Genomic DNA, 23,927 nt, shown 5'->3' with positions numbered 1-23,927 from the left:
TCGGAGCGCTGGAGGAACTACCACGATGAACACCGCATCGAGGCAGCCCCTCCACCACTCCGATGCACCTAACTGGACACCACCATCACTGAAGCCACAGCCGATGCAGGACACTGGATGGGTTATGTCTGACCCCCTGGAGCCTCCGATGGTGCGTGCCGAAGCGGTCGTGGACCTTGCCGCGATCCGTCACAACGTGGCCACGCTGCGCGCTCGGCTGGACACGGCCCAGCTGATGACGGTGGTGAAGGCCGACGGGTACGGGCACGGGATGGTGCCGGTCGCCCGGGCGGCGCGGCAGGCCGGGGCGGACTGGATCGGGGCCGCGGTGCTGGAGGAGGCGCTGGAGCTGCGCGCCGCCGGTGACACCGGGCCGATCTTCTGCTGGCTGACCACGCCCGGCGAGCCGCTCGCCCAGGCCATTGCCGCGGGCATCGACCTGTCCGCGGGCGCGCCCTGGGAGATCGACGAACTGGTGGCCGGGGTGACCGACCGGCCGGCCCGGGTGCACCTCAAGATCGACACCGGGTTGAGCCGCGGCGGTGCGGTTCCGGAGGAGTGGCCCACGCTGGTCCGGGCGGCGCTGAAGGCCGAACGCGAGGGCCGGCTGGAGATCACCGGGATCTGGTCCCACCTCGCCTCGGCGGACGAGCCGAAGAGCCCGGCGAACGAGGCCCAGGTGGAGACGTTCGAGACCGCGATCGCGGTGGCCGAGCACCTCGGCGCCGAGGTGGAGTACCGGCACCTGGCGAACTCGCCCGGCATGCTGGCGTTGCCACAGACCCATTTCGACCTGGTCCGGCCCGGGATCGCGACGTACGGGCTGTCCCCGTTCGGGCCCGCGCTCCCGTCGGCCGAGCTGGGGCTGCGGCCGGCGATGACGCTGCGGGCCCGGCTCGCGATGGTGAAGCGGGTACCGGCGGGCACGAGCGTCTCGTACGGGCTGACCTGGACCGCGCCGAAGCCGTCGACGCTCGGCCTGATCCCGCTCGGGTACGGCGACGGCCTGCCCCGGCACGCGTCGAACGGCGCCCCCGTCCAGGTCGGCGGGGCGCGGCGCACCGTGGTCGGGCGGATCTGCATGGACCAGTGCGTGGTCAACCTCGAGGACGACGTGGCCGCGGCCGGGCAGGAGGTCGTCCTGTTCGGGCCCGGAACCGGCGGCGAGCCGACCGCGGACGACTGGGCCGAGGTGGCCGGCACCATCAACTACGAGATCGTCACCCGGCTGGGTGCCCGCATACCGCGGCGGTACGTGGACAGCGCAGAGGTGGGCGGCTGATGTCGAAGGCAGGACGGACCGCCGGTCTGATCGGAGCGGCGGTCGGTGTCCTCGCGGCCGGCGCCGCGGCCGGGGTCGCCGTCGAACGCCAGGTGATCGGCCGCCGGTCCGCGCAGCGCGCCCAGCTGGAGGCCGAGCCGTTCGGTTCGTTGCGCGGGACCCCGCACGTGTACACCGCGGACGACGGCGTCGAGCTGTACGTCGAGGTCGACGAGCTGAAGCGGTCCCGCCGGCCCGCGCCGTCGCGGCGCCGGTTGCGCAAGCAGCCCGAGGTTCCCGGCGACCTGACCCTGATCTTCGTGCACGGCTACGGCCTGAACATGGACTGCTGGCACTTCGAGCGCCGCGACCTGACCGGGATCGGCACGATGGTCTTCTACGACCAGCGCTCGCACGGCCGGTCCGGCCGGTCGCCGAAGGAGAACGTCAGCATCGAGCAGCTCGGCCGCGACCTGTTCGGGATCCTCGAGGAGTTCGCGCCGGCCGGGCCGGTGATCCTGATCGGCCACTCGATGGGCGGCATGTCGATCATGGCGCTGGCCGAGCAGCACCCGGAGCTGTTCGGCGACCGGGTGATCGGCGTCGGCCTGTGCTCGACCAGCGCCGGCGGCCTGGACCGGGTCCCGATCGCGCTGCCCGGCCGGATCGGCATGCTGGTCCGCCAGCTCGCCACCCCGACGATCGCCGCGCTGGCCCGGGTCCCGGAGGTGGTCGAGCAGAGCCGCAAGGCCGGCTCGGACATCAGCTACCTGCTGACCCGGAAGTACTCGTTCGGCTCGGAGGTGCCGCCGGCCTTCACCGAGTTCGTGAACGAGATGATCGCCGCGACGCCGATCTCGGTGATCGCCGAGTTCTACCCGATCTTCGCGCTGCACGACAAGTACGACGCCCTGGAGCCGTTGCAGAAGGTCGAGTGCGTGGTGATCGGCGGCGACGCCGACCACCTGACCCCGTTCGAGCACTCCGAGGAGATCGTCCGGCACGTACCGGGCGCGGAGCTGGTCGAGGTCCGCAATTGCGGCCACCTCGGCCTGATCGAGCACCACCGTGAGTTCACCGCCGCCCTGCTCGGGATGATCGAGCGGGCCGAACAATCCCTGGGACAGACATGACCGACCTGCACGTGGTGGACGCCACGGCCGAGCACGTCGACGAGATCGTCAAGGTGATCCACCACGCGTTCTCGGCGCGACGCGTGCTCGACCCGCCGTCGACCGCGTTGTCCGAGAACGCCAGTACCGTGGGCGCCGCCGTCGCGGCGTCCGGCGGACTGCTCGCCCGCATCGACGGCGAACCGGCCGGCGCGATGCTCTTCGCCGAGGACGGCGACGTGCTCAACCTGCGCCGCGTCTCGGTGAACCCGCGCTTCCAGGCCCGTGGCGTCGCCTCCGCGATGGTCGGTTGCGCCGAGGACGCGGCCCGGCGGCGCGGGCTGGCCCGGGTCCAGCTGGTCGCCCGGGTCGAGCTGCCGGACACGGTCGAGTTCTGGCGCCGGCGCGGGTACTCGGTGGTGTCGCACCAGGGCCAGAACCTGAACTACGCCAAGGCGATGCCGGTCGAGCTGACCGTGCCGACGGCCGAGGACATGCGCGCGGCCGGCGAGGAGATCGCCGGTCAGCTCCGCCCCGGCGACGTGCTCGTGCTCTCGGGCGACCTCGGCGCGGGCAAGACCACCTTCACCCAGGGCCTCGGCGCCGGGCTGAAGGTCCGCGGCGACATCACCTCGCCCACCTTCGTCATCTCCCGCGTGCACCCGTCGCTGGCCGGCGGTCCCGCCCTGGTCCATGTCGACGCGTACCGGCTGGGCGGCGTCGCCGAACTGGACGACCTCGACCTGGACGCGAGTCTGGACGAGGCCGTCACCGTTGTCGAGTGGGGCCACGGCCTGGCCGAGACGCTCGCGCCGGACCGGCTCGACATCGTCGTGACCCGGGGCGACGACGACACCGACGAGACCCGCGATCTGCGGATCACCCCGGCCGGTCCGCGCTGGGCCGCGACCGGGATCCGGCTCACCGCTCTGGAAAGGAACTGACCGTGCTGCTCGCGTTCGACACCTCGAGTGCCGCGGTCACCGTGGCGCTGGCCGACCCGGTCAGCGGTGAGATCGCCGCGTCCTCGACCACCGTGGACGCGCTGCGGCACGGTGAACTGCTCGCCCCCGCGATCGCGGCCGCGCTGGCGACCGCCAGCTGCCGGGTGGAGGACCTGACCAGGATCGCGGTCGGCGTCGGACCCGGACCGTTCACCGGACTGCGGGTCGGCCTGGTGACCGCCCGCACGATGGGCGACGTGCTCGGGATCGAGGTGGCCGGGGTCTGCAGCCTGGACATCCTGGCCCGCCAGTCCGCGCTGGCGTTGCCGGTCGCGGTGGCGACCGACGCCCGCCGCAAGGAGATCTACTGGGCCCTGTACGACGGTCCCGCCGCCGACGGCAGCCGCCGCCGGTTGGAGGGGCCGGCCGTGGACCGTCCGGCCGACGTCGCGCACGTCCTGTCCGGGCTGCCGGTGATCGGGCGAGGCGCGGTGCTCTACGCCGAGGCGCTCGGGACCGACGCCACCGACGTGATCGAGTACCCGTCGGCCGACGTGCTCGCGACCGGGGTGGCGACCGGGACATTGCCGGTGGTCGCGCCGGACCCGCTGTACCTGCGCCGGCCCGACGTGACCGTGGCGGGTGGACCGAAGAGCGTGCTGCCGAAGTGACCACTCGACGGGGGTCCGCGTGAGACCGGCGATCCGGCCGGCACTGCCGACCGACCTGCCGGCCGTCGCGGCGCTGGACGCGGTCTGCTTTCCGGCCGACGCGTGGAGCGCGACGGCGTGGGCGGACGAGTTCGGTCGCGACGACCGGGTCGTCCTGGTCGCCGACGAGGGCGCGGTCGTCGGGTACGTGGTGCTGCTGGTGCCGTCGTTCGCGGCGGACCCGATCGACCTGCTGCGGATCGCGGTCTCCCCGGCGGGCCGGCGGACCGGGATCGCGCGGCAGTTGATGTCCGCGGCGCTGGCGGTCTGCGCCGGTCGCGAGGTACTGCTGGAAGTTGCCGCGAGCAACGAAGCGGCCGGTGCGCTCTACGCCGGCTTCGGATTCGAACAGATCAGCCGGCGGCGTGGTTACTACGCCGGAGGCGAGGACGCCGTCGTCATGCGGCGGCAGGAGAAGGACGATGACTGAGAACGAGCCGCTGATCCTGGGCATCGAGACGTCCTGCGACGAGACCGGGGTCGGTCTGGTCCGCGGGCAGACGCTGCTCGCCGACGCGATCGCGTCCAGTGTGGACGAACACGCCCGCTTCGGCGGCGTGGTCCCCGAGGTCGCGAGCCGTGCGCACCTGGAGGCGATGGTGCCGACCATCCGCCGCGCCTGCGAGACCGCTGGGGTCAAGCTGTCCGACGTGGACGCGGTCGCCGTGACCAGCGGACCAGGGCTGGCCGGCGCGCTGCTGGTCGGGGTCGCCGCGGCGAAGGCGCTCGCGCTCTCGATCGACAAGCCGCTGTACGGCGTGAACCACCTCGCCGCGCACGTCGCCGTGGACACGCTGGAACACGGTGACCTGCCGAAGGGCGCGGTCGCGATGCTGGTGTCCGGCGGGCACTCGTCGTTGCTCGCGGTCGAGGACATCACCGAGGGCGTGCAGCCGATGGGCAGCACCATCGACGACGCGGCCGGCGAGGCGTTCGACAAGGTCGCCCGGGTCCTCGGCCTGCCGTTCCCCGGTGGTCCCTATGTCGACAAAGCGGCACGCGACGGGGGCGATCGCGCGTACGTGACGTTCCCGCGCGGACTCACCTCGCAGCGCGACCTGGAGCGGCACCGGTTCGACTTCTCGTTCTCCGGTCTGAAGACCGCGGTGGCTCGGTGGGTCGAGGCGAAACGGCGCGACGGCGAGGACGTCCCGGTGAACCACGTGGCCGCCGCGTTCCAGGAAGCGGTCTGCGACGTGCTGACCCGGAAGGCGATCGACGCCTGCAAGGACCGCGGGTACGAGCACCTGCTGATCGGCGGCGGCGTCGCGGCGAACTCGCGGCTCCGCGCGATGGCCGAGGAGCGGTGCGCCGCGGCCGGGATCGCGGTCCGGGTGCCGCGGCCGGGGTTGTGCACGGACAACGGCGCGATGGTGGCGGCGCTCGGGTCCGAGTTGGTGCGAGCCGGCAAGGACCCGTCGCCGCTGGAGTTGCCGGCCGACTCGTCGATGCCGATCACGCTGGTGCTGAACTGATGCGCTGGGAGCACGGGACGTTCGTCGCCGACGACGACCCCGCCCGCCTCGACGTCGATGTCGTGCATGGGTTCCTGAAGACGGCGTACTGGTCGGAGGGCATCCCGCGCGACCTGGTGGCGAAGTCGATCGAGGGTTCGCTCAACGTCGGGGTCTACGCCGAGGACGGTACCCAGGTCGGGTACGCGCGAGCGGTGACCGACCGGGCCACGTTCGCCTACATCGCCGACGTGTTCGTGCTGCCGGAGTACCGCGGCCACGGGCTCGGGCGGTTCGTCGTCTCGACGTTGCTGGACCACCCTGACCTGCAAGGGCTGCGCCGGTTGATGCTGGCCACGGCCGACGCGCACGACCTCTACCGCGCGTACGGGTTCGGCGACCTGGCCGACCCGAGCTTCTTCCTGGTCCGGCAGCAGGACGCGGCCACGCTCTACGGTCAGGGATGACCACGGCCTCGGGGAAGGACGGCCTGCGCCGCGTCGACCTGCCTCGCGTCGACCTGGTCGCGGCGCCGCCGGACGCGACGGACCTGATCCTCGTCGCGCACGGCGGTATGGAGACCTCGACGGCGGTCGCGCACGCGTGGCGAGCCCCGATCCTGCGGATGTGGCCGTTCGCCGTCGCTGCCCGGGCCGCGGTCCCCGGTGCTGCTGTCGGGTTGATGCGCTACCGGTACCGCGGCTGGAACGAGGGCGCGGCGGATCCGGTGCTCGATCTCCGGGCCGTCCTCGACCGGTTGCCTTCGTCGATCGCCCGAGTGGTGCTCGTCGGGCATTCGATGGGCGGGCGCGCCGTGGTTGCTGTCAGCAATCATCCTCGGGTGGCCGGCGTTCTCGGCCTGGCTCCGTGGCTCCCTTCGGGCGAACCGCTCGTCGTACCGGACGGCCGGATCGCCTTTGCTCATGGGGATCTGGACCGCATCACCGACCCGCGCGGGACCGCCGCGTACGCCCAGCGCTTGCGGGCCGAGGGAGCGGAGGTCGCGCTGTTCACCGTGGAAGGCGAGAACCACGCGATGCTCCGCCGGTCGGCCGACTGGTCCGAGCTGGTCCGGCGCTTCGTGGCCGACACACTGACGTCTTCCACGGACGAGTTGTTCGCGTCGGCCGATCAGGTGCTGCCGCACTGGCGCCGAGCGGGCTCGATGGCGGGCGGCGTCCTCGACATCGCCCGCGCCCGCCTTCGCCTCCGAGTCGTCGGCCAGCTCTGACCCTGCCCGCCGACGGTGTATGGCCCGGGGCCGTTCGGGTGCCGCTGGCCCCGGGCAGCGGTCAGCGGCTGGCCGGATGTGGGACCAGCGTGCGCGGCCGAGGTGAACGATCGGCTGCCATCACATGACAGCACCCCAAAACCAAGGCCGGACGGCTGGGCGACCGGGCGCGGACAGGCGGCGCGCCCCGGCCGTGGTGGGGTGGCCGAGGCGCGGGACCTTGGTGGCGGGCTCCCGGGCGCCGTCGGCAACGGACGCAGCACCTCGCCCGTCGGCAGGCTGCCCGGGAGCTCGCTCTCGAATCGAGTATATGTTCGAATACTGTGCGAAAGCAAGGGGGGAGTTGCTCAGCCGGCGGGGGCAGTGACGCGGCGGCAGGAGTAGGCGACCGCGTCGCGGCCGATCCGGGTGACGATGAGGGTCGCTTCGGTCGAACCCTTCGGCGCGAGCTTCTTGCGGAGCGCGGCCGGGTCCAGGTCGACGCCGCGCTTCTTGATCTCCAGGGTGCCGATGTCCTCGCCGCGGACCCAGGACTTCAGCACCTTCTCGCGGTACGGCAGCGTCTCGATCACCTCGTACGTGCTCGCCAGCGGAGTCCCGACGAGGAACGGTCCGGTGACGTACGCGATCCGCGGATCCAGCAACCAGCCACCCACGGCCGCCGCGACCGCGGTGACCAGGCCGGCTCGTACGACTGCCCCGTCCGGCTCGTAGATGTACTGACCGACCGGGCCGACCTCTGCTTCCGGGGCGGTATCCACGGTCGCACCGCTTGGCAGCAACGTCGCCCGTCGCTCGACATCACCCGACAGCTTGCCGGACCACAGTGCGGCTTCCTTGACCTCACCGGCGTCGCTGACCCACTCCGCCTCGACCCCGTCCGGTACCGCGTCGTGCGGGATCCCCGGCGCGACCTTGACGCACGCCGTCCGGGTCAGCAGCTGGGTGATGAACGTCCAGGGTGGCGAGTACGCGTTGTGGTCGAACACGCGTCGCCCGTCCGCCCGCCGAGCCGGGTCCGCGAACACCACGTCGTACGGCGTGACGTCCTGCTCCTCCGCGTCGCCCAGGATCACCTCGCCGGGGAGGTCCAGGGCCGCGAGGTTCGCGCGGGCCGCGGCGGCGGTGGCGGGGTCCCGTTCGACGCCGGTGACCCGGAGGCCGGCGCGGGCCGCGGTGATGAGGTCGCCGCCGATGCCGCAGCCCAGGTCGAGCAGGGAGGCCTCGGGGAGCGTGGTGGCGATGCGGTGCGCGCGGTGCTCGGCGACGGCGGAGCGGGTGGACTGTTCGAGGCCGTCCGGGGTGAAGTACATCCGGGCCGCGTCGTCCTTGCCGAACTTGGCGACGGCCCGGTGTCGCAGCGACGCCTGGGTGACTGCAGCGGTCACCACGTCGGCGTCGTACAGGCGGCGGAGTTGCTCGACCAACCGCAGCTCGCCGCCGGGGGAGTACGTGGCGCAGGCTTCGGCCAGGACCTCGGGATGGGCCTGCAGCAGCGTGATCGAGTCGGGGGTCACCGGGCCAAGTCTGCCGGGCGTGGGAAGCGGGTCGCGACGCGTGGGTCAGAGCGGGCTGTAGCAGCCGGTGCTCCAGATCCCCTTGGCCGAGTGGAAGAGCCGCCAGTTCATCGCCGACCGGGTCCGCGGTCCGTAGATGCCGTCCGCGGTGAGCCCGTGCCGTTGCTGCACCTGCTTCACGACGGACCTGGTGTTGCTGCCGTACAGACCGTCGACGGTGAGCTTGCTGCCGTAGCAGTAGTTGAGGTTGCGCTGCAGGGTGCGGATCGCGGTGTCCGGGTCGCCGGTCCGCTGCCCACCGCGGTACGGGCTGTCGCCGGACATCAGGTTGCACGCGGTACTGCTGCTCGCCCAGACGGACGGTACGGGGACGCCCCAGCCGTTCGCAGTGGGCACCAGGCGCGCAGTACGGCACTGCTGCAACGAGGCGGCCGCGGCGGCGTCGGCATTCGTGCCGGCGTCTTTCGTACCGGCGTCGCGCGCGCCTTGGCCGGTACCGGAGTCCGGTGCGGCTGGTGCGCCGGCGGACGGGGCACCCTGGTCTGGCGAGGAGTCGGCGCCCTTGGCGGCCAGCGCGGCGACCGCGATCGGGCTCAGCGCCACGGCGGCGATCACGAGCAGCGTCCGCGGCGACGGCCGGCGGAGTTTCGGGAACGTGGGGCGGAGTTTCATCGTGGCTCCTCGTGCGGGGCGTTCCGGGGAGTGCTCGCTGTGAAGACGGTCTCACGTCCGGTGACATTCGCCCAGTCCTGAGCCCGTCGTCCCGGCCTTTGGCGGCCGCCGGGCGCCCGGTACCGGGTGGCGGGCGGGAATCGTCCTGGCACTCGAGTTGACCGAGTGCTAATCGCGGCCTAGATTCGGTGTTGGCACTCTCCGGTGGAGAATGCCAACGGCCGGTACCCCTGACCCCCGCGACGGCAGGGTGGACGGCCGACCGAAGCTGTGCGAACACACCAAGAACTCGACCGTGGAGGTCAGCAAGTGTCGGTCACGATCAAGCCGCTCGAGGACCGCGTCCTCGTTGCGCCGCTCGAAGCCGAGCAGACCACGAAGTCCGGCCTGGTGATCCCGGACACCGCCAAGGAGAAGCCGCAGGAGGGCGAGGTCCTCGCCATCGGCCCGGGCCGCATCGACGACAACGGCAACCGCGTCCCGCTGGACGTCGCCGTCGGCGACAAGGTCATCTACTCCAAGTACGGCGGCACCGAGGTCAAGTACGACGGCCAGGACTACCTGATCCTGGGCGCCCGCGACATCCTCGCCATCGTCAGCAAGTGACGACCGCTCGCTGTTCCTGACTGACACCGCCCCGGTGCCGTTCACCGGCGCCGGGGCGGAGTCGGTCCGGACCGGCGCAGCCACGAACAAGCATTCAGAGAGGGACTGGTTTTTCCATGCCGAAGATCCTCGAGTTCGACGAGAACGCGCGGCGCGCCCTGGAGCGTGGCGTCGACAAGCTCGCGAACACGGTGAAGGTGACGCTGGGGCCGAAGGGCCGCTACGTCGTGCTGGACAAGAAGTGGGGCGCCCCGACCATCACCAACGACGGTGTCACCGTCGCCCGTGAGGTCGAGCTGGACGACCCGTTCGAGAACCTCGGTGCGCAGCTCACCAAGGAGGTTGCCACCAAGACCAACGACATCGCCGGTGACGGAACCACCACCGCGACCGTCCTGGCGCAGGCGCTGGTGCACGAGGGCCTGCGGGCCGTCGCGGCCGGCGTCAACCCGATGGGCCTGAAGAAGGGCATCGAGGCGGCCGTCGAGGCCGTGTCGGCGAAGCTCGTCGAGACCGCCCGTCCGGTCGACGACAAGGGCGACATGGCCCACGTCGCCACCATCTCCGCCCGGGACGCCGAGATCGGCGCCCTGATCGCGGACGCGTTCGACAAGGTCGGCAAGGACGGTGTCATCACCGTCGAGGAGTCGAACACCTTCGGCACCGAGCTCGAGTTCACCGAGGGCATGCAGTTCGACAAGGGCTACATCTCGCCCTACTTCATCACCGACGCCGAGGCCGGCGAAGCGGTGCTGGACGACCCGTACATCCTCATCAACCCGGGCAAGATCTCCGCGATCGCGGACCTGCTGCCGCTGCTGGAGAAGGTCGTGCAGTCCGGCAAGGCGCTGCTGATCATCGCCGAGGACGTCGAGGCCGAGGCCCTGTCCACCCTCGTGGTGAACAAGATCCGCGGCAACTTCACCTCCGTCGCCGTCAAGGCGCCGGGCTTCGGTGACCGCCGCAAGGCCATGCTGGAGGACCTCGCCGCCCTCACCGGCGCGCAGGTCGTCGCCCCCGAGGTCGGCCTCAAGCTGGACCAGGTCGGCCTGGAGGTGCTCGGCACCGCCCGTCGCATCGTCGTGACCAAGGACAACACCACGGTCGTCGAGGGCGCCGGCAAGCCCGAGGACATCGAGGCCCGGGTCAACCAGATCAAGGCCGAGATCGAGCGCACCGACTCCGACTGGGACCGCGAGAAGCTGCAGGAGCGGCTGGCCAAGCTGGCCGGCGGCGTCTGCGTCATCAAGGTCGGCGCGGCCACCGAGGTCGAGCTCAAGGAGAAGAAGCACCGGATCGAGGACGCCGTGTCCGCGACCCGGGCCGCGATCGAGGAGGGCATCGTCGCGGGTGGCGGTTCCGCTCTCGTGCACGCCGCCTCGGTCCTCGACGACAGCCTCGGCCTGGACGGTGACGAGGCCGCCGGTGTGCGCCTGGTCAAGAAGGCCGTCGTCGAGCCGCTGCGCTGGATCGCCGAGAACGGTGGCTACGAGGGCTACGTCGTCGTCGCCAAGGTCGGCGACCTCGAGGCCGGCAACGGCTTCAACGCCGCCACCGGCGAGTACGGCGACCTGCTCGGCAGCGGCGTCCTGGACCCGGTCAAGGTGACCCGCTCCGCGCTCGCCAACGCCGGCTCCATCGCCGCCCTGCTGCTCACCACCGAGACGCTGGTCGTCGACAAGCCCGAAGAAGAAGAGCCCGCCGCCGGCCACGGCCACGGCCACGGTCACTGACCTTCGCGCTGAAGTACCACCAGCAACTGCCCGGCCGGTCCACGGACCCGCCGGGCAGTTGCCTTTTGCCGTACTGCGAGCGCCCACTGGCGGGTTATTCGCCCACTGGCGTGTTGCAACACGTCATTCGTTGAACAACCCGCCAGTGGCGAGGTCAGGGGATGAGGATGGCGCGGCCGCGGACCCGGCCGGCGTCGAGGTCGTCGATCGCGGTCTGGAAGTCGTCGAGCCGGTACTTGGCGGTGTGCAGGGTGACGGCACCGCGGGCGGCCAGGATCATCAGGTCGCACAGGTCGTTGTAGGAGCCGACCAGGTTGCCGACGATGTTGGTCTCGGTGGAGATCAGGTCGATGGTGGGGACGTCGAGGTTCTCGCCGTACCCGACCACGTGGTAGTCACCGGCCCGGCGCAGCATCCGCAGACCCTCGCCGGTCGCGCCGCCCTCGCCGACGAAGTCGACCACCACCTCGGCGCCCTGGCCGCCGGTGAGCTCCAGCACCTTCTCCATGTGATTGCCATCAGCAACGATGCCCTGGTCGGCGCCGATCGAGACGGCGAGTTCGACCGCGTCGGGGTTGCGGTCGACGACGATCAGTTCGGCCGGGGTGAGTGCCTTGAGGACCTGGATGCCGATGTGCCCGAGTCCGCCCGCGCCGATCACCACGCAGCGGTCCCGCGGGGTCAGCCGGCGGGCTGCCTTGGCGGCCGCGTGGTACGCCGTCAGGCCCGCGTCGGCGAGGGCGGCGACGTCGGCGGGTTGGAGGGCGTCGTCGATCTTCACCACGCTCCGGGCCGACGTCTTGAGGTACTCCGCGTAGCCGCCGTTGGTGTCGATACCGGGGAACGCGCTCGCCTCGCAGTGCACGTCGTCGCCGGACCGGCAGGCGCGGCACAGGCCACAGGTGATCAGCGGGTGCAGGATCACCTTGTCGCCCTCGGCAACGTTCGTCACCGCGGCGCCGACGGCGTGCACCCAGCCCGCGTTCTCGTGCCCGATCGTGTACGGGAGCTGGACGCCGCTCTTCTCGGCCCACTGTCCTTCGAGGATGTGCAGGTCGGTCCGGCAGACCCCGGCACCGCCGATCCGGACGACCACGTCCCACGGGCCGGTGGGTTCGGGGATCGGCACCTCGGTCAGGGCGAGGTTCTGGTGGTAGCCGACGACCTGGACGGCTCGCATGGTGCTCATCGGCGCTGCTCCTTCGGGACGGTGGGGAGGGGGATGAACGTCGGGTCGTACGACGCGTCGGCGGACTCGGCTCCGTCCGGCCGGTGCACCTGCTCCGACTCGCTGCCGGGGTACCGGGTTCGCAGCAGGCCACGGCAGAAGTGCGCGTTGCCGTCGATCGAGATCCGCGTGGACCGGGCTCGCCGCAGCGCCAGCGGTACGTCGGACTCGGCGTACCCCTGACCGTCGTGATCGACCAGGACGAGCGCGTCGGGCCGGTCGGGGAGCCCGAGGACGGTCCGCCGGCGGAGCAGCGCCTCGGTGTGCCGGTCGGTCGGCAGGTCGGCGAGGACGACCTCACCAAGACGCTCGACCGGGCGGTCCGGTTCGGCGCGGAGCAGGGCGGTGAGGCACCGTTCCATCGCGGCCGTGTGGGCCTTGCGGCGGAACGTGGTCCGCAGTTCCTCCAGGTCCTGCTCCGCCTCGTGGCCGAAGGTGCCGCGGTACCCGGCGTCGGCGGCCAGGCCCGCGTTGATCAGGCCGGAGTCGTGGTGGTCGTCGAGCTGGACGGTCACCAGGCCGGTCCAGGGCAGCGACGTCAGCACGTCCTTCGCGTCGGACGCCATCAGGTACGCGAAGTTCGGCGAGCAGAACGAGGTCGGCAGCCGCAGGTGCACCTCCACTTCGGCCAGCGATCCGGCCGACCGGACGACCAGGGACCGGACGAAGCCGAGGTCGGTGATCGGCTCGTCCAGCTCCGGATCGGCCACGCCGCCGAGCGCTGTGTACGCGGCCCGCTCCAGCACGTCGTACCGAGGGCTCTCGGTGATCGTCATGTCAGGCCTTCACCAGGTCGGACTCGTCCGCGCCCCGGGGTCCGGTGGCGGTCTCGTCCGCGTCCGGCAGCCGCAGTTCGGCGGGGACCTCGAGGCCGTACATCTTGGCCGCGTTCAGGCCGAGGATCTTCTTCTTCTGCGCGACCGTCAGCGGCGCGTACTCCGACAGCTCGGCCGGGATCTCGAAGGCCGCGAACGCCTCGACCAGCCACTTCGGCGTCCAGAGCGCGTAGTCGGAGGAGAACTGGATCCGGTCCTCGCCGATCCAGTACAGCAGCTCGCCGATGATCTGCCCGAAGTACTTCGGCCGGGTGTGGATGAACGGCATCGCGACCGCCAGCCCGGCGTGCACGTTGGGCTCCTGGGTGGCGATCCAGCAGAAGTCCTCCAGCCGCGGCAGGCCGCAGTGCTCGACGACGAAGTTGAGATCGGTGAAGTCGGTGGCGACGTGGTCGATGTCCTTCACGTCGAACGCGTCCCGGTCCAGCGGCCGGATGGTGGGGCCCTTGTGGACGTGGATGTTGGTGATGCCGAGCTCGCGGCAGACCTCGAAGTACCGGTAGGCCCACGGGTCGTCGAGCCGCCAGCCGCGCGAGTCGCCGTGCCACTCGGCGGTGTAGAGCTTGACCCCCTTCAGCCCGAACCGTTCGGCGTCGGCGCGGAGCTGGTCCAGCCCGGCCTCACCGTTGCGCGGGTCGAAGTTGTGGTTGTACGTGAGCTTGTCCGGGTGCGCGGAGGCCAGCGCGAACGCCTCCTCGGTCTGGCCGAAACCGCGGTGGTAGAACTCGCCGAGGAACGCGGGCTGGAAGATCGCGTGGTCCACGTACCCGTCGGCGAAGAGGTCCTTCATCAGCCGCTCGCCGCCTTGGTACAGGTAGTCCTCGTAGCTCCACACCTCCGTCTCGGGGGACAGGTTGCGGTGGTAGTCGTAGAAGCAGTCGATGAACTGCTTGCCGTGGAGGTTGCGCTGGTTCTCCGGCCGGCCGTCCCACAGGGCGATGTGGGCGTCGACGACGAAGTAGCTCTCGCCGTTGCTGGTGTACATGGTGGTCGTCCTCCCTCGAGTCACGGAATGTGGCGAAGGTAGGCGCGGATCCGGGACCGGCGGGACCGGGCGATCGTCTCAATGTGAGACGTCCCGTTGTCTCAATTTGAGACCACGACCCGTCGCCGGTCGCGACACCCGGCGGTATGGTCGGCGGCATCCTCATCTGGTGAGAGGGGGCAGCCGTGGACGACGCGGAGCTGCCGGAGCGGGCGTTGCTGCACCAACGCCTCGGTACCGAGGTACCGGTCGGGGCCGACCTGGCTCCCGTCGGAGCCCTGCCGAAACGGTTGCTGGCCTCCTGGCAACGTAGTCAGGACTACGGCGTCTCGCTGGACGACGTCGAGCCCGTGTTCACCGGGACGTTCGACCAGGACTCGTTGTTCTTCCAATGCGGGCAAGAGGTGCTGACCGACCTGCACCGCACCCTCTCGTCCGAGCCGATCAGCCTGATGCTCACCGACGCGGATGGCCTGGTCCTGAACCGGCTCTCCGGCGACCACAGCCTGCTGCGCGCCCTCGACGACGTCCACCTCGCACCCGGATTCGCGTACTCCGAGCGAGAGGCCGGGACGAACGGGCTCGGTCTCGCGCTGGCCGACCGCGTCCCCACCTTGGTCCGCGCCGAGGAGCACTACGCGTTGAGCCTGTGCACGTACACCTGTGCCGCGGTCCCGGTCCTGGACCCGCTGACCGGCCGGTTGGAGGGGAGCGTCAACCTCACCACCTGGTGCCAGTCGTCCAGCGAACTCCTGCTGGCGCTGGCCCAGTCCGCGGCCAACAACACGACGGCCCTGATGCTCGCGCGATCGCAGGGCCGCCGTCCCCGGCCGACACCGCGGGGCGAGGTCTTCCGGGTCGAGACCTCGCGGCTGGAGCCCGGATCCGGGACGCTGCGGGCGTTGTCCTCGGCCTGGGAGAGCGTGCTGTCGTTGACGAAGGACGCGGTCACGGCGGGCCGCGTGGTGGCCGCGATCGGCGAGCCGGGCTCGGGGCGTACCACCGTGCTGGCCCAGGCCGAACGGCTGAGCCGCCCGCGCGAACGGATCCTGGCCGCGAGCCCACCGGCCCCGCAGGACATCGACGCCTGGCTCGCCCTCTGGACCCCCGAGCTCGGCAAACCGCACACGGCCGTCGTCGTCCGGGACGTCGACACACTGCCGGTCTGGGTCGCCGAACGCCTGCGCGACCTGGTCGTCCGGGCCCGGCGCGACCGCGGACCCACGGTGGCGCCGCTACCGCTGTCGATGACCGCGGAACGGTTCGAGGACATCCCGCCGGCGCTGGCCGCGTTGGTCGACACGGTCGTCCAGGTCCCACCGCTGCGCGACCGGCCCGAGGACGTGCTGCCGCTGGCCCGGTACGCCGCGCAACGGGCCCGTGGTCGCGAGGTCGCCCTCACCCCGGCGGCCGAGCACGTGCTGCGGGACCACGCCTGGCCGGGCAACGTCGCCGAGCTGCACCGCATCGTCAAGGAGGCTGCCCGCCGGACCGACCGGATCGACGTCCGGCACCTGCCCGGCACGCTGTTGTCCGACACGACGCACCGGCTGACCAGGATCGAGACCTTCGAGCGGGACGAGATCATCCGCGTCCTCACCCAGCCCGGGATCTCGATGCGGCAGGCCGCCGAGGAGCTCGGGATGAGCCGGGCAACGATCTACCGCAAGATCGCCCAGTACGGCATCCATCTCCCGCGACCGAGCTGACCACCGGGACTTTGGTCCCGGGCCGGCCGGGGCTTCGGTCTTGTGTTCACCGTTCGTAGCGAAAAATGGCCCGTGATCACGAATTGCCACTAGGCAAAGGGATGGCCGGGTCGTACCATCTTTCAGGCTGACCGGTCCGACACGAGGGGGGCGAGGGGTGACCGAGGTCCAATCACCGCACACCCAAGACCGGGTCGAGCTCAGGGATCTGGCCGCGCTGGCCGGCGAAGGCGACGCCGCCGCCCTGAACGATCTGCTCACCCGGGTGCGTGCGGTCGCCCACCGCTATGTGCGGTCGAGGCTGTGGACCTACCCCGGCGGGGCCGACATGGTCGACGACGTCGCGCAGGAAGTGTGCGTGGCGGTGTTCGGCGCGCTGAGCCGGTACCGGGACGAGGGCCGGCCGTTCGAGGCCTTCGTGTACGGGATCGCGGCGCGCAAGGTCGCCGACGCGCAGCGCGCGTTCGCGGTGGCCGACCTGTCCACGCCGGACCTGCCGGACGGTGCCGACGAGGCGCCGACGCCGGAGGAGCGCGCCGTCAGGCATTCCGAGGTCCAGCACATCGTGGGCCTGCTGGACAGGTTGCCGGAGAAGCTGCGGGAGATTCTGCGGCTCCGGGTGGTTGCGGGGATGTCAGCCGAGGAGACCGGCCGGGCACTGGGGATGACACCGGGGGCGGTGAGGGTCGCACAACATCGGGCGTTGAACACGCTCAGGGGGTTTGTGGGGCATGAGGCAAAGCAGGGACGAGGAGCAGGGGAGGAGCGGCATGGCTGAGCGCTTTGATTTCGACGCGATCGAAGCCGACGACGCGCTGCTCGACCTGCTCGCAGCCGGTGGGGATTCCGCCTGCGAGGCCGGGGAGCACGATCCCGCCCTGAAGCTGCTGGCCGATCTGCGGCTGGCGGTCGAGGTGGAGGACGAGCTGCCGGTCGAGACGATCGACGACCCCGAGTCGTTCCTGGCGCGCTGCGCCGCGCTGAACCCGGTGACCGATCCGCTGGCCCGCAAGATGGCCGCCCGCGGCCTGGCCGTGGGGGTGGCCGCGGTGGCCGCGCTGTCGGTGTCCGGGGTGGCCGCGGCCGTCAACGGTGACCCGCTCGCGCCGTACGAGAAGATCGTCGAGAAGGTCGTCGACGGGCTCCGGCCGGAGACCAGCTTCCCGACCGACAAACTCGAGGGAATGGCGGTCGGCGACAAGTCGAAGATCGTCAAGGCCCAGAAGATCCTTCGGGAGAACCAGCAGGCCAAGCTGGACGAGGCCGAGGTCGCGACGGAGGACGAGGAGGTCACCGAGCGGTTCCCGGCGGACCTCGACGGTCTGCCCGGCCCGACCCAGCTCGCCCGGCCGCAGCCGCCGCTGGTCCAGAAGCCGGCGCCCAAGGACGACCCGAAGCTGCCGCCGCCCCTGCCGCCGGAGGGCAAGGTCGACAAGCCGGGCGCTCAGCCGACCGACCCGCCGGCTGACAAGCCGGACGAGCCGACCGGCGACCCGACGGCCGATCCCACCGACGACCCGACGCAGCCGACGGACGACCCGACGGACGACCCGACGCAGCCCTCGGGCGACCCGACCGAGCCGCCGGCGTCCGACCCGACCGACCAGACGACGCCTACGCCGACGCCGTCGGACGACCCGACCTCGGACAACGGTTCGACCAACAACCCGGTCCCGGGCGACAACCCGACCACGGCCCCGACCCAGGACACCGGCGAGACCTCGACCGGCGACTCCACGGGCGACTCGACCGGCGACTCGACGGTCGGCGAGCAGCCGACCGACGGCGGCGGCCAGCCGGGCGATCTCCCGACGGGCGACCTCCCGACCGGGGAGACGCTGCCCGGCGAGCTCCCGACGACCGAGACCAAGCCGACCGACGGGACGACCGACACCCCGACGGGCGGGACCACGGACACCACGACCGGTGGGACCACGGACACGCCGTCCGGCGGTACGACCGAATCCCCGACCGGTGGGACCACGGACGCCCCGACGGGTGGAACGACGGACGCCCCGGCCGGTGGTACGGCGGACACGCCGACGGGCGGGACCGCGGGCACCGGTGGGAGCACGCAGGCCGACCCGACCGGTGACGAGACCGCGGCGCCGGCTCCGGCCGACCTGCTGAAGACCGTCCTGCCGACCCCGAGCGGTACCACGGCCCCGCTGCCGGACCGCCTCGAGCAGTACTTCGGCAAGGGCTTCGAGGACGCGGCCAAGCACTCCAACGGCCGGTACACGCTGGGCTGGGCGAAGGCGCAGTACGCCAAGGGCAAGCACTCCAGCGGCCGGTACGCCGAGGGCAGGCACGCCGCGATCGACCGGGCCCACGGCTCGATGAATCCGGCCACCCTGCGGCAGATCCTCTGGGTGCTGAACCACCCGACGAACGGCCGCTGACCGAGCACCGGGCCCTGACCTCACCGTCGGGGCCCGCAGCTCTCGGCAAGCGGTTGTCCACAGGGTGGTGGGGACCGGTTTGGGGCGGCCCGGTGGCCCCGGCATACCATGGTGTCCCGTTCTCGCCGTGCAAAGGTGCCTGCCTTCCTCATGGACATCACACCCTCCGGAGTTCCCGACAAGTTCGCCGTTCTCGGACTGACCTTCGACGACGTGCTGCTGCAGCCGAACGAGTCCGACGTCATCCCGTCCGAGGCGAACACCCGTTCCCGGGTCAGCCGCAACATCGAGGTGAACATCCCGCTGCTGTCCAGCGCGATGGACACCGTCACCGAGGCCCGGATGGCGATCGCGATGGCGCGCCAGGGTGGGCTGGGCGTGCTGCACCGCAACCTGTCGATCGAGGACCAGGCGCAGCAGGTCGACCTGGTCAAGCGCTCGGAGTCCGGGATGATCGCGCAGCCGATCACGATCGGCCCGGACGCGACCATCGGCGAGGCCGACGCGCTCTGCGGGCAGTACCGGATCTCCGGTGTCCCGGTCGTCGACCAGACCGGCGTGCTGGTCGGCATCGTCACCAACCGCGACATGCGGTTCGAGACGCGCCAGGACCGCCCGGTGCACGAGGTGATGACGAAGCAGCCGCTGATCACCGGCAAGCAGGGCATCTCCGCCGACGACGCGATGGCGCTGCTGAGCAAGCACAAGGTCGAGAAGCTGCCGCTGGTCGACGACGCGGGCAAGCTGACCGGCCTGATCACGCTGAAGGACTTCGTCAAGCGTGACCAGTTCCCGCTGTCCACCAAGGACGCGACCGGCCGGCTCCGGGTCGCCGGCGCGATCGGCTTCTTCGGCGAGGCCTACAAGCGGGCGATGACGCTGGTCGAGGCCGGCGTCGACCTGCTCGTGGTGGACACCGCGCACGGTCACTCCCAGGCGCAGCTGGAGATCATCCGCAAGCTCAAGGCCGACCCGGCCACCGTCGGCGTCGACGTCGTCGGCGGCAACGTCGGCACCCGGGCCGGCGCCCAGGCGCTGGTCGACGCCGGCGCGGACGGCGTCAAGGTCGGCGTCGGACCGGGCTCGATCTGTACGACGCGGGTCGTGTCCGGCGTCGGCGTCCCGCAGGTCACCGCGATCTACGAGGCGTCGCTGGCCTGCAAGCCGGCCGGCGTCCCGGTGATCGGCGACGGCGGCCTGCAGTACTCCGGGGACATCGCCAAGGCGCTGGTCGCCGGGGCCGACACCGTCATGCTGGGCTCGCTGCTGGCCGGCTGCGAGGAGTCGCCGGGCGACCTGGTCTTCATCAACGGCAAGCAGTTCAAGGCGTACCGCGGGATGGGTTCGCTGGGCGCGATGCAGTCCGGCGGCCTGCGCAAGTCGTACTCCAAGGACCGGTACTTCCAGAGCGACGTCGGCAGCGACGAGAAGCTGATCGCCGAGGGCGTCGAGGGCCAGGTGCCGTACCGCGGCCCGCTGGCGGCCGTCGCGCACCAGCTGATCGGCGGCCTGCGCCAGTCGATGTGGTACACCGGCGCCCGCACCGTGCCGGAGCTGCAGGACAAGGGCCGGTTCGTCCGGATCACCTCGGCCGGCCTGCAGGAGTCCCACCCGCACGACATCCAGATGACGGTCGAGGCCCCGAACTACTCCGGCCACTGAATCGGCCACAGGCTGACGGCGTACCCGGCTTTCGGCGAGGAAACCGAATACCTTGTCACTGACAAGGAATTCCATCACTTCGTGGGAGGCCGGTGTGGCTGCTGAGGTGCCACTGCGCAAGCTCGAGGTTCGTGGGTTGACGTCGCTCAGCCACGCGGTCCTCGAGCTGTCCAGCTCGGTCACCTTGCTGGTCGGTCCCAACGGCGCGGGCAAGAGCAACGTCGTCGATGCCTTCGAATGGCTCGGCAGGATCATTGATCGGCAACTGAACGACACTCTGGTCACTCGGGGTGGCTTCGCCGGGCTGCTGCATCGACCGACCGATCCGAGCCGGACGCCCGAGGCGATCGAACTCGAGGTCTGGGGTGACTGGAAACGGGACGTCTCCAACGGCTACCGGGTCGAGGTCGCGGCCTCGACCGACGACACCGGGATCGTTCGGGAGACGATGCTGCTGCACGACCGCGCCAGGTATCCGAGGCCGTACACAACGGAACTCGGCGCGGCCAGAGAAAGCCGGCTGCGAGCCGAGGCCGAGCAGGAGGCCAAGGCCGCCTACGTACTGAGCGTGGTGGCCGGCTGCCGGGTCTTCCATTTCGACGACACCAGCGCTGACGCGCCGGTCAAGCGCAGGATCGATCCCGCCGACAACCTCACTTTGGCCCCCGACGCCCGGAACCTCGCGGCCGTGCTGCTGCGGTTGAGGTCAGCGGATCCAACGAGCTATCGCAGGATCGTCCGAACCGTCCGTACCGTGGCGCCGTACTTCGACGACTTCGTCCTCGAAACCGAAGGCAACTCGATCCGGCTGCGCTGGCGAGAGCGCGGTCTGGACTCTGTGTTCTCGGCCGACAACCTCAGCGACGGGACCCTACGTTTCGTGTGTCTGGCGGTCCTGCTGCTCCAGGACAACGCACCGGGCACCATCGTCCTCGACGAGCCGGAGCTCGGGCTGCATCCGTTCGCGATCCACCAGCTCGCCGCCCTGCTCCGGCGGGCGGCGAAGGATCGACGTGTTGTGGCCGCCACCCAGTCCGTGACGCTGCTGGAGCAGTTCAGCGTCGAGGAAGTAGCAATCGTCGAACGTACCGGAGCAGGTACTCAGATCCAGCGCCCAGACCCCGCGGCGCTGGAGGAGTGGTTGGCCGACTACTCCTTGGGCGAACTCTGGGAGAAGAATCTCCTGGGTGGCCGTCCGCGGCCGGATGATTCGCCGCGCGTGGTGAGCTGATGGGGTTTCGCCAGATCGCTCTGGTGGTCGAGGGCCAGACTGAATCTGCCTTCGTGAGCGAGATTCTCGCGCCGTACCTGCAGGCCTTCGAGATCTATGTCCAGCCGGTGATCGTCAAGACGTCCAGGCTGGCCGACGGTACGGCGTTCCGTGGCGGCGGTGGGAGCTGGCGGCACTACGACAGCGATCTGCGGAAGCTGCTCGAGGCCAGCAACTTCCAATGGGTCTCGATCCTGATCGACTTCTATGCCTATCCGCGAGACGCCCCGGGCGCGGACTGCTGTGCCCGCCCACATCAACCGCGTCGCTGTGCCGAGCACCGTGCGCAGGCCATGGCGTCAGCGATCGACCATCCGCGCTTCGTGCCGTATGTCGTCCTGCACGAGTTCGAGACCTGGGTCCTGGCCGCGGCGATCGGAGCGGCAGACGTGCTGGGGGAAAGAGCGGTCGCGAAAGCCCTGAACCAGGAGGCGGAGACAGTCGGCGGGGACGTAGAACTGCTGAACGACTCGCCGTCGACGGCGCCATCGAAACGGGTGCTGCGGTGCTGGCCCGATTATGACAAGGTCACCGACGGTATCGAGGTGATCCGGGAGGCTGGTCTGGACGCGGTGATCGATCGCTGTCCAGGGCTGAGGTCGTGGGTCGAACGGTTGCTGGCCCAGTGACTGTCGACGCACGGTGCCCTCGGTAAGCTGACCCGCATGACCGAGATCGAGATCGGCCGCGCCAAGCGGGGCCGGCAGGCGTACGCGTTCGACGACATCGCGATCGTGCCGTCGCGACGCACCCGGGACCCCGAGGAGGTCTCGGTCGCCTGGCAGATCGACGCGTACCGGTTCGAGCTGCCGATCCTGGCCGCGCCGATGGACTCGGTGATGTCGCCGGCCACCGCGATCGCGATCGGCAAGGCCGGCGGTCTCGGCGTACTGAACCTCGAGGGCCTGTGGACCCGGTACGAGGACCCGACCTCGCTGCTCGAGGAGATCACCAGCCTCGGCCGGGAGCAGGTCACCACCCGGCTGCAGGAGATCTACTCGGCGCCGATCAAGCCCGAGCTGATCGCCCAGCGGGTGCAGGAGATCCGCGACGCCGGTGTCACCGTGGCCGGGGCGCTGTCGCCGCAGCGGACCAAGCAGTTCTCCAAGCACGTCGTGGACGCGGGCGTCGACCTCTTCGTCATCCGCGGCACCACGGTCTCGGCAGAGCACGTCTCCGGCCAGGCCGAGCCGCTGAACCTCAAGCAGTTCATCTACGACCTCGACGTCCCGGTCATCGTCGGTGGCTGCGCGACCCACCAGGCCGCGCTGCACCTGATGCGGACGGGCGCGGCCGGCGTCCTGGTCGGCTTCGGTGGCGGGGCCGCGCACACGACCCGCAAGGTGCTCGGCGTCGCGGTGCCGATGGCCTCGGCGGTCGCGGACGTCGCGGCCGCCCGGCGTGACTACATGGACGAGTCCGGCGGACGGTACGTGCACGTCATCGCCGACGGGTCGGTCGGCCGGTCCGGTGACGTGGCGAAGGCGGTCGCCTGTGGCGCCGACGCGGTGATGGTCGGCTCGCCGCTGGCCCGGGCGAGCGACGCGCCGGGTGGCGGCTTCCACTGGGGTGCCGAGGCGTGGCACGCGGACCTGCCCCGCGGTGAGCGGGTCGAGGTCGGCCTGTCCGGCACGATGGAGCAGATCCTGTTCGGCCCGTCCTGGGCGCCCGACGGCACGATGAACCTGGTCGGCGCGCTGAAGCGGGCGATGGCGACCACCGGCTACACGGAGCTGAAGGAGTTCCAGCGGGTCGAGGTCGTCGTCGGGTGACCACCGGCGTCCTCCTGCTGCACGGGTCCAGCGGCAAGCCCGATCTGGACCGGGCGCGGATCCTGGAGGACGCGGGGTACGCCGTGGTCGCGCCGCGCTGGTTCGACGGCCGGATCAGCGAGATCCCGCTGGAGTCGTTCCCGCTGGACGATCTCGCGGCGCGGACCGACCGCCTGGTCGTGCTGGGCATCTCCCGTGGTGCCGAGGCGGGGTTGCTGCTCGGCACCGTGGATCCCCGGATCGACGCCGTGATCGCGCTGTCGCCGAGCGCGTACGCCTGGCCCTGGATCGAGAACGGCAGCTACACCTCACCGTGGACGTGGCAGGGCGAGCCGCTCCCGTACGTCCCGTTCGACCCCGACTGGGAGCCGGCCGACGACCCACCGAGCTACGTGGACCTCTATCGGACCAGCGTCCACCGGTACGCCGCGGAGGCGGAGGCCGCGTTGATCCCGGCCGAGCGGTTCCGGGGTGAGCTGTTGCTCGTGGCCGGCGGGGACGACCGGGTCTGGCCGTCGGCCGAGTTCGCCCAGCGGATCGCGCTCAGCCGCGGCGACCGGGTGACCCAAGTGCTGATCTCCGCGAGCGCGGGCCACCGGCCGTTGTTCCCGGGGGAGGAGCCGAAGTCGGGCGGTCAGCGGATGGCGCGGGGCGGTTCCTACGCGGCCGACCGGGCCTTCGGGGACCAGGTCTGGCCGCACCTCCTCCGCGTCCTCGACGGCTGAAGGCCGGACCGCCGGCCCGCGAAACGCCCGGGACGGCGTGGTGTTCGTGACACCGGTGGGTCCTGCTCACCGGCTTGGGCGTTCTGGAAGGATTGGCC

23 protein-coding genes are annotated in these 23,927 nt (G+C 70.9%); 18 read left to right on the top strand and 5 right to left on the bottom strand.

Features of this window, described 5'->3' with window-relative positions; all coding sequences use genetic code 11:
* Positions 1-148 precede the first annotated feature (148 nt).
* The 8 genes from alr to FB561_RS02395 are packed head-to-tail and all read left to right on the top strand — an operon-like array spanning position 149 to position 6,712.
* Positions 149-1,282 (top strand): alanine racemase, encoded by a 1,134-nt coding sequence (gene alr / locus FB561_RS02430; protein ID WP_145802572.1) that lies wholly within the window; start codon positions 149-151, stop codon positions 1,280-1,282.
* A complete protein-coding gene (locus FB561_RS02425; protein WP_145802570.1) occupies positions 1,282-2,394 on the top strand; it encodes an alpha/beta fold hydrolase in 1,113 nt (370 codons plus the stop codon). The genes alr and FB561_RS02425 overlap by 1 nt, the downstream gene beginning before the upstream one ends.
* Positions 2,391-3,317 carry a tRNA (adenosine(37)-N6)-threonylcarbamoyltransferase complex ATPase subunit type 1 TsaE gene (gene tsaE / locus FB561_RS02420; RefSeq protein WP_145802567.1) on the top strand — a complete coding sequence of 309 codons (927 nt, stop codon included), beginning with the start codon at positions 2,391-2,393 and terminating at the stop codon, positions 3,315-3,317. Before FB561_RS02425 ends, tsaE begins: the two co-directional genes overlap by 4 nt.
* A 2-nt stretch (positions 3,318-3,319) precedes the next feature.
* Positions 3,320-3,988, top strand: a complete 669-nt coding sequence (gene tsaB / locus FB561_RS02415) for a tRNA (adenosine(37)-N6)-threonylcarbamoyltransferase complex dimerization subunit type 1 TsaB (RefSeq protein ID WP_145802565.1) — start codon at positions 3,320-3,322, stop codon at positions 3,986-3,988.
* Positions 3,989-4,007: 19 nt separating this feature from the next.
* The gene (locus tag FB561_RS02410; protein ID WP_145802563.1) at positions 4,008-4,457 is read left to right on the top strand and encodes a GNAT family N-acetyltransferase; all 450 of its coding nucleotides are present in this window, start codon (positions 4,008-4,010) and stop codon (positions 4,455-4,457) included.
* On the top strand, positions 4,450-5,502 hold the full coding sequence (gene tsaD, locus FB561_RS02405; protein WP_145802561.1) for a tRNA (adenosine(37)-N6)-threonylcarbamoyltransferase complex transferase subunit TsaD: 1,053 nt from the start codon (positions 4,450-4,452) through the stop codon (positions 5,500-5,502). The genes FB561_RS02410 and tsaD overlap by 8 nt, the downstream gene beginning before the upstream one ends.
* On the top strand, positions 5,502-5,948 hold the full coding sequence (locus FB561_RS02400; RefSeq protein ID WP_145802559.1) for a GNAT family N-acetyltransferase: 447 nt from the start codon (positions 5,502-5,504) through the stop codon (positions 5,946-5,948). The genes tsaD and FB561_RS02400 overlap by 1 nt, the downstream gene beginning before the upstream one ends.
* The gene (locus FB561_RS02395; protein ID WP_145802557.1) at positions 5,945-6,712 is read left to right on the top strand and encodes an alpha/beta fold hydrolase; all 768 of its coding nucleotides are present in this window, start codon (positions 5,945-5,947) and stop codon (positions 6,710-6,712) included. Before FB561_RS02400 ends, FB561_RS02395 begins: the two co-directional genes overlap by 4 nt.
* Positions 6,713-7,059: 347 nt before the next feature.
* Here FB561_RS02395 and FB561_RS02390 read toward each other — a convergent pair whose 3' ends face one another.
* The gene (locus FB561_RS02390) at positions 7,060-8,229 is read right to left on the bottom strand and encodes a class I SAM-dependent methyltransferase (RefSeq protein ID WP_145802555.1); all 1,170 of its coding nucleotides are present in this window, start codon (positions 8,227-8,229) and stop codon (positions 7,060-7,062) included.
* Positions 8,230-8,274: 45 nt separating this feature from the next.
* On the bottom strand, positions 8,275-8,901 hold the full coding sequence (locus FB561_RS02385) for a peptidoglycan-binding domain-containing protein (protein ID WP_145802553.1): 627 nt from the start codon (positions 8,899-8,901) through the stop codon (positions 8,275-8,277).
* Between the two features lie 309 nt (positions 8,902-9,210).
* Here FB561_RS02385 and groES point away from each other — a divergent pair, with 309 nt between their 5' ends.
* Together groES and groL are read left to right on the top strand one after the other, a co-directional pair.
* Complete coding sequence (gene groES / locus FB561_RS02380; protein ID WP_145802551.1) at positions 9,211-9,507, top strand: co-chaperone GroES; 297 nt, start codon at positions 9,211-9,213, stop codon at positions 9,505-9,507.
* 116 nt (positions 9,508-9,623) lie between these two features.
* Positions 9,624-11,240, top strand: coding sequence for a chaperonin GroEL (gene groL / locus FB561_RS02375; protein ID WP_145802549.1), 1,617 nt, complete (start codon positions 9,624-9,626; stop codon positions 11,238-11,240).
* 154 nt (positions 11,241-11,394) lie between these two features.
* On the opposite strand, the gene FB561_RS02370 is transcribed toward groL, so the two are convergent.
* Genes FB561_RS02370 through FB561_RS02360 form a run of 3 tightly spaced genes read right to left on the bottom strand, consistent with a single transcriptional unit; the run spans position 11,395 to position 14,289 of the window.
* A complete protein-coding gene (locus FB561_RS02370) occupies positions 11,395-12,429 on the bottom strand; it encodes an NAD(P)-dependent alcohol dehydrogenase (protein WP_238334613.1) in 1,035 nt (344 codons plus the stop codon).
* The gene (locus FB561_RS02365) at positions 12,426-13,244 is read right to left on the bottom strand and encodes an iron-sulfur cluster assembly protein (protein ID WP_145802547.1); all 819 of its coding nucleotides are present in this window, start codon (positions 13,242-13,244) and stop codon (positions 12,426-12,428) included. Before FB561_RS02365 ends, FB561_RS02370 begins: the two co-directional genes overlap by 4 nt.
* Before the next feature lies 1 nt (position 13,245).
* Positions 13,246-14,289: an amidohydrolase family protein gene (locus FB561_RS02360; protein ID WP_145802545.1), complete on the bottom strand. Its 1,044-nt coding sequence runs from the start codon at positions 14,287-14,289 to the stop codon at positions 13,246-13,248.
* Between the two features lie 185 nt (positions 14,290-14,474).
* Between FB561_RS02360 and FB561_RS02355 the strand changes: the two genes are divergently transcribed.
* The 8 genes from FB561_RS02355 to FB561_RS02320 all read left to right on the top strand — a co-directional run bounded on the left by FB561_RS02355 (position 14,475) and on the right by FB561_RS02320 (position 23,829).
* A complete protein-coding gene (locus FB561_RS02355; RefSeq protein WP_202880524.1) occupies positions 14,475-15,998 on the top strand; it encodes an AAA-type ATPase lid domain-containing protein in 1,524 nt (507 codons plus the stop codon).
* Positions 15,999-16,155: 157 nt separating this feature from the next.
* Positions 16,156-16,776, top strand: a complete 621-nt coding sequence (gene shbA / locus FB561_RS02350) for an RNA polymerase sigma factor ShbA (protein WP_145802543.1) — start codon at positions 16,156-16,158, stop codon at positions 16,774-16,776.
* Positions 16,769-18,400 carry a hypothetical protein gene (locus FB561_RS02345; RefSeq protein ID WP_145802540.1) on the top strand — a complete coding sequence of 544 codons (1,632 nt, stop codon included), beginning with the start codon at positions 16,769-16,771 and terminating at the stop codon, positions 18,398-18,400. The genes shbA and FB561_RS02345 overlap by 8 nt, the downstream gene beginning before the upstream one ends.
* A 150-nt stretch (positions 18,401-18,550) precedes the next feature.
* Positions 18,551-20,062: an IMP dehydrogenase gene (guaB, locus tag FB561_RS02340; RefSeq protein ID WP_202880523.1), complete on the top strand. Its 1,512-nt coding sequence runs from the start codon at positions 18,551-18,553 to the stop codon at positions 20,060-20,062.
* 94 nt (positions 20,063-20,156) lie between these two features.
* Positions 20,157-21,293, top strand: coding sequence for an AAA family ATPase (locus tag FB561_RS02335; RefSeq protein ID WP_145802536.1), 1,137 nt, complete (start codon positions 20,157-20,159; stop codon positions 21,291-21,293).
* A 23-nt stretch (positions 21,294-21,316) separates the two neighbouring features.
* The gene (locus FB561_RS02330; protein WP_170284559.1) at positions 21,317-21,961 is read left to right on the top strand and encodes a DUF4276 family protein; all 645 of its coding nucleotides are present in this window, start codon (positions 21,317-21,319) and stop codon (positions 21,959-21,961) included.
* Positions 21,962-21,997: 36 nt separating this feature from the next.
* Positions 21,998-23,104, top strand: a complete 1,107-nt coding sequence (locus FB561_RS02325) for a GuaB3 family IMP dehydrogenase-related protein (protein WP_145802532.1) — start codon at positions 21,998-22,000, stop codon at positions 23,102-23,104.
* A complete protein-coding gene (locus tag FB561_RS02320; RefSeq protein ID WP_170284558.1) occupies positions 23,101-23,829 on the top strand; it encodes an acyl-CoA thioester hydrolase/BAAT C-terminal domain-containing protein in 729 nt (242 codons plus the stop codon). Before FB561_RS02325 ends, FB561_RS02320 begins: the two co-directional genes overlap by 4 nt.
* The last annotated feature ends 98 nt before the right edge of the window (positions 23,830-23,927 follow it).

This window comes from Kribbella amoyensis (genome assembly GCF_007828865.1).
Lineage (GTDB): Bacteria > Actinomycetota > Actinomycetes > Propionibacteriales > Kribbellaceae > Kribbella > Kribbella amoyensis.
This window is presented reverse-complemented; position numbering and strand designations above follow the sequence as displayed.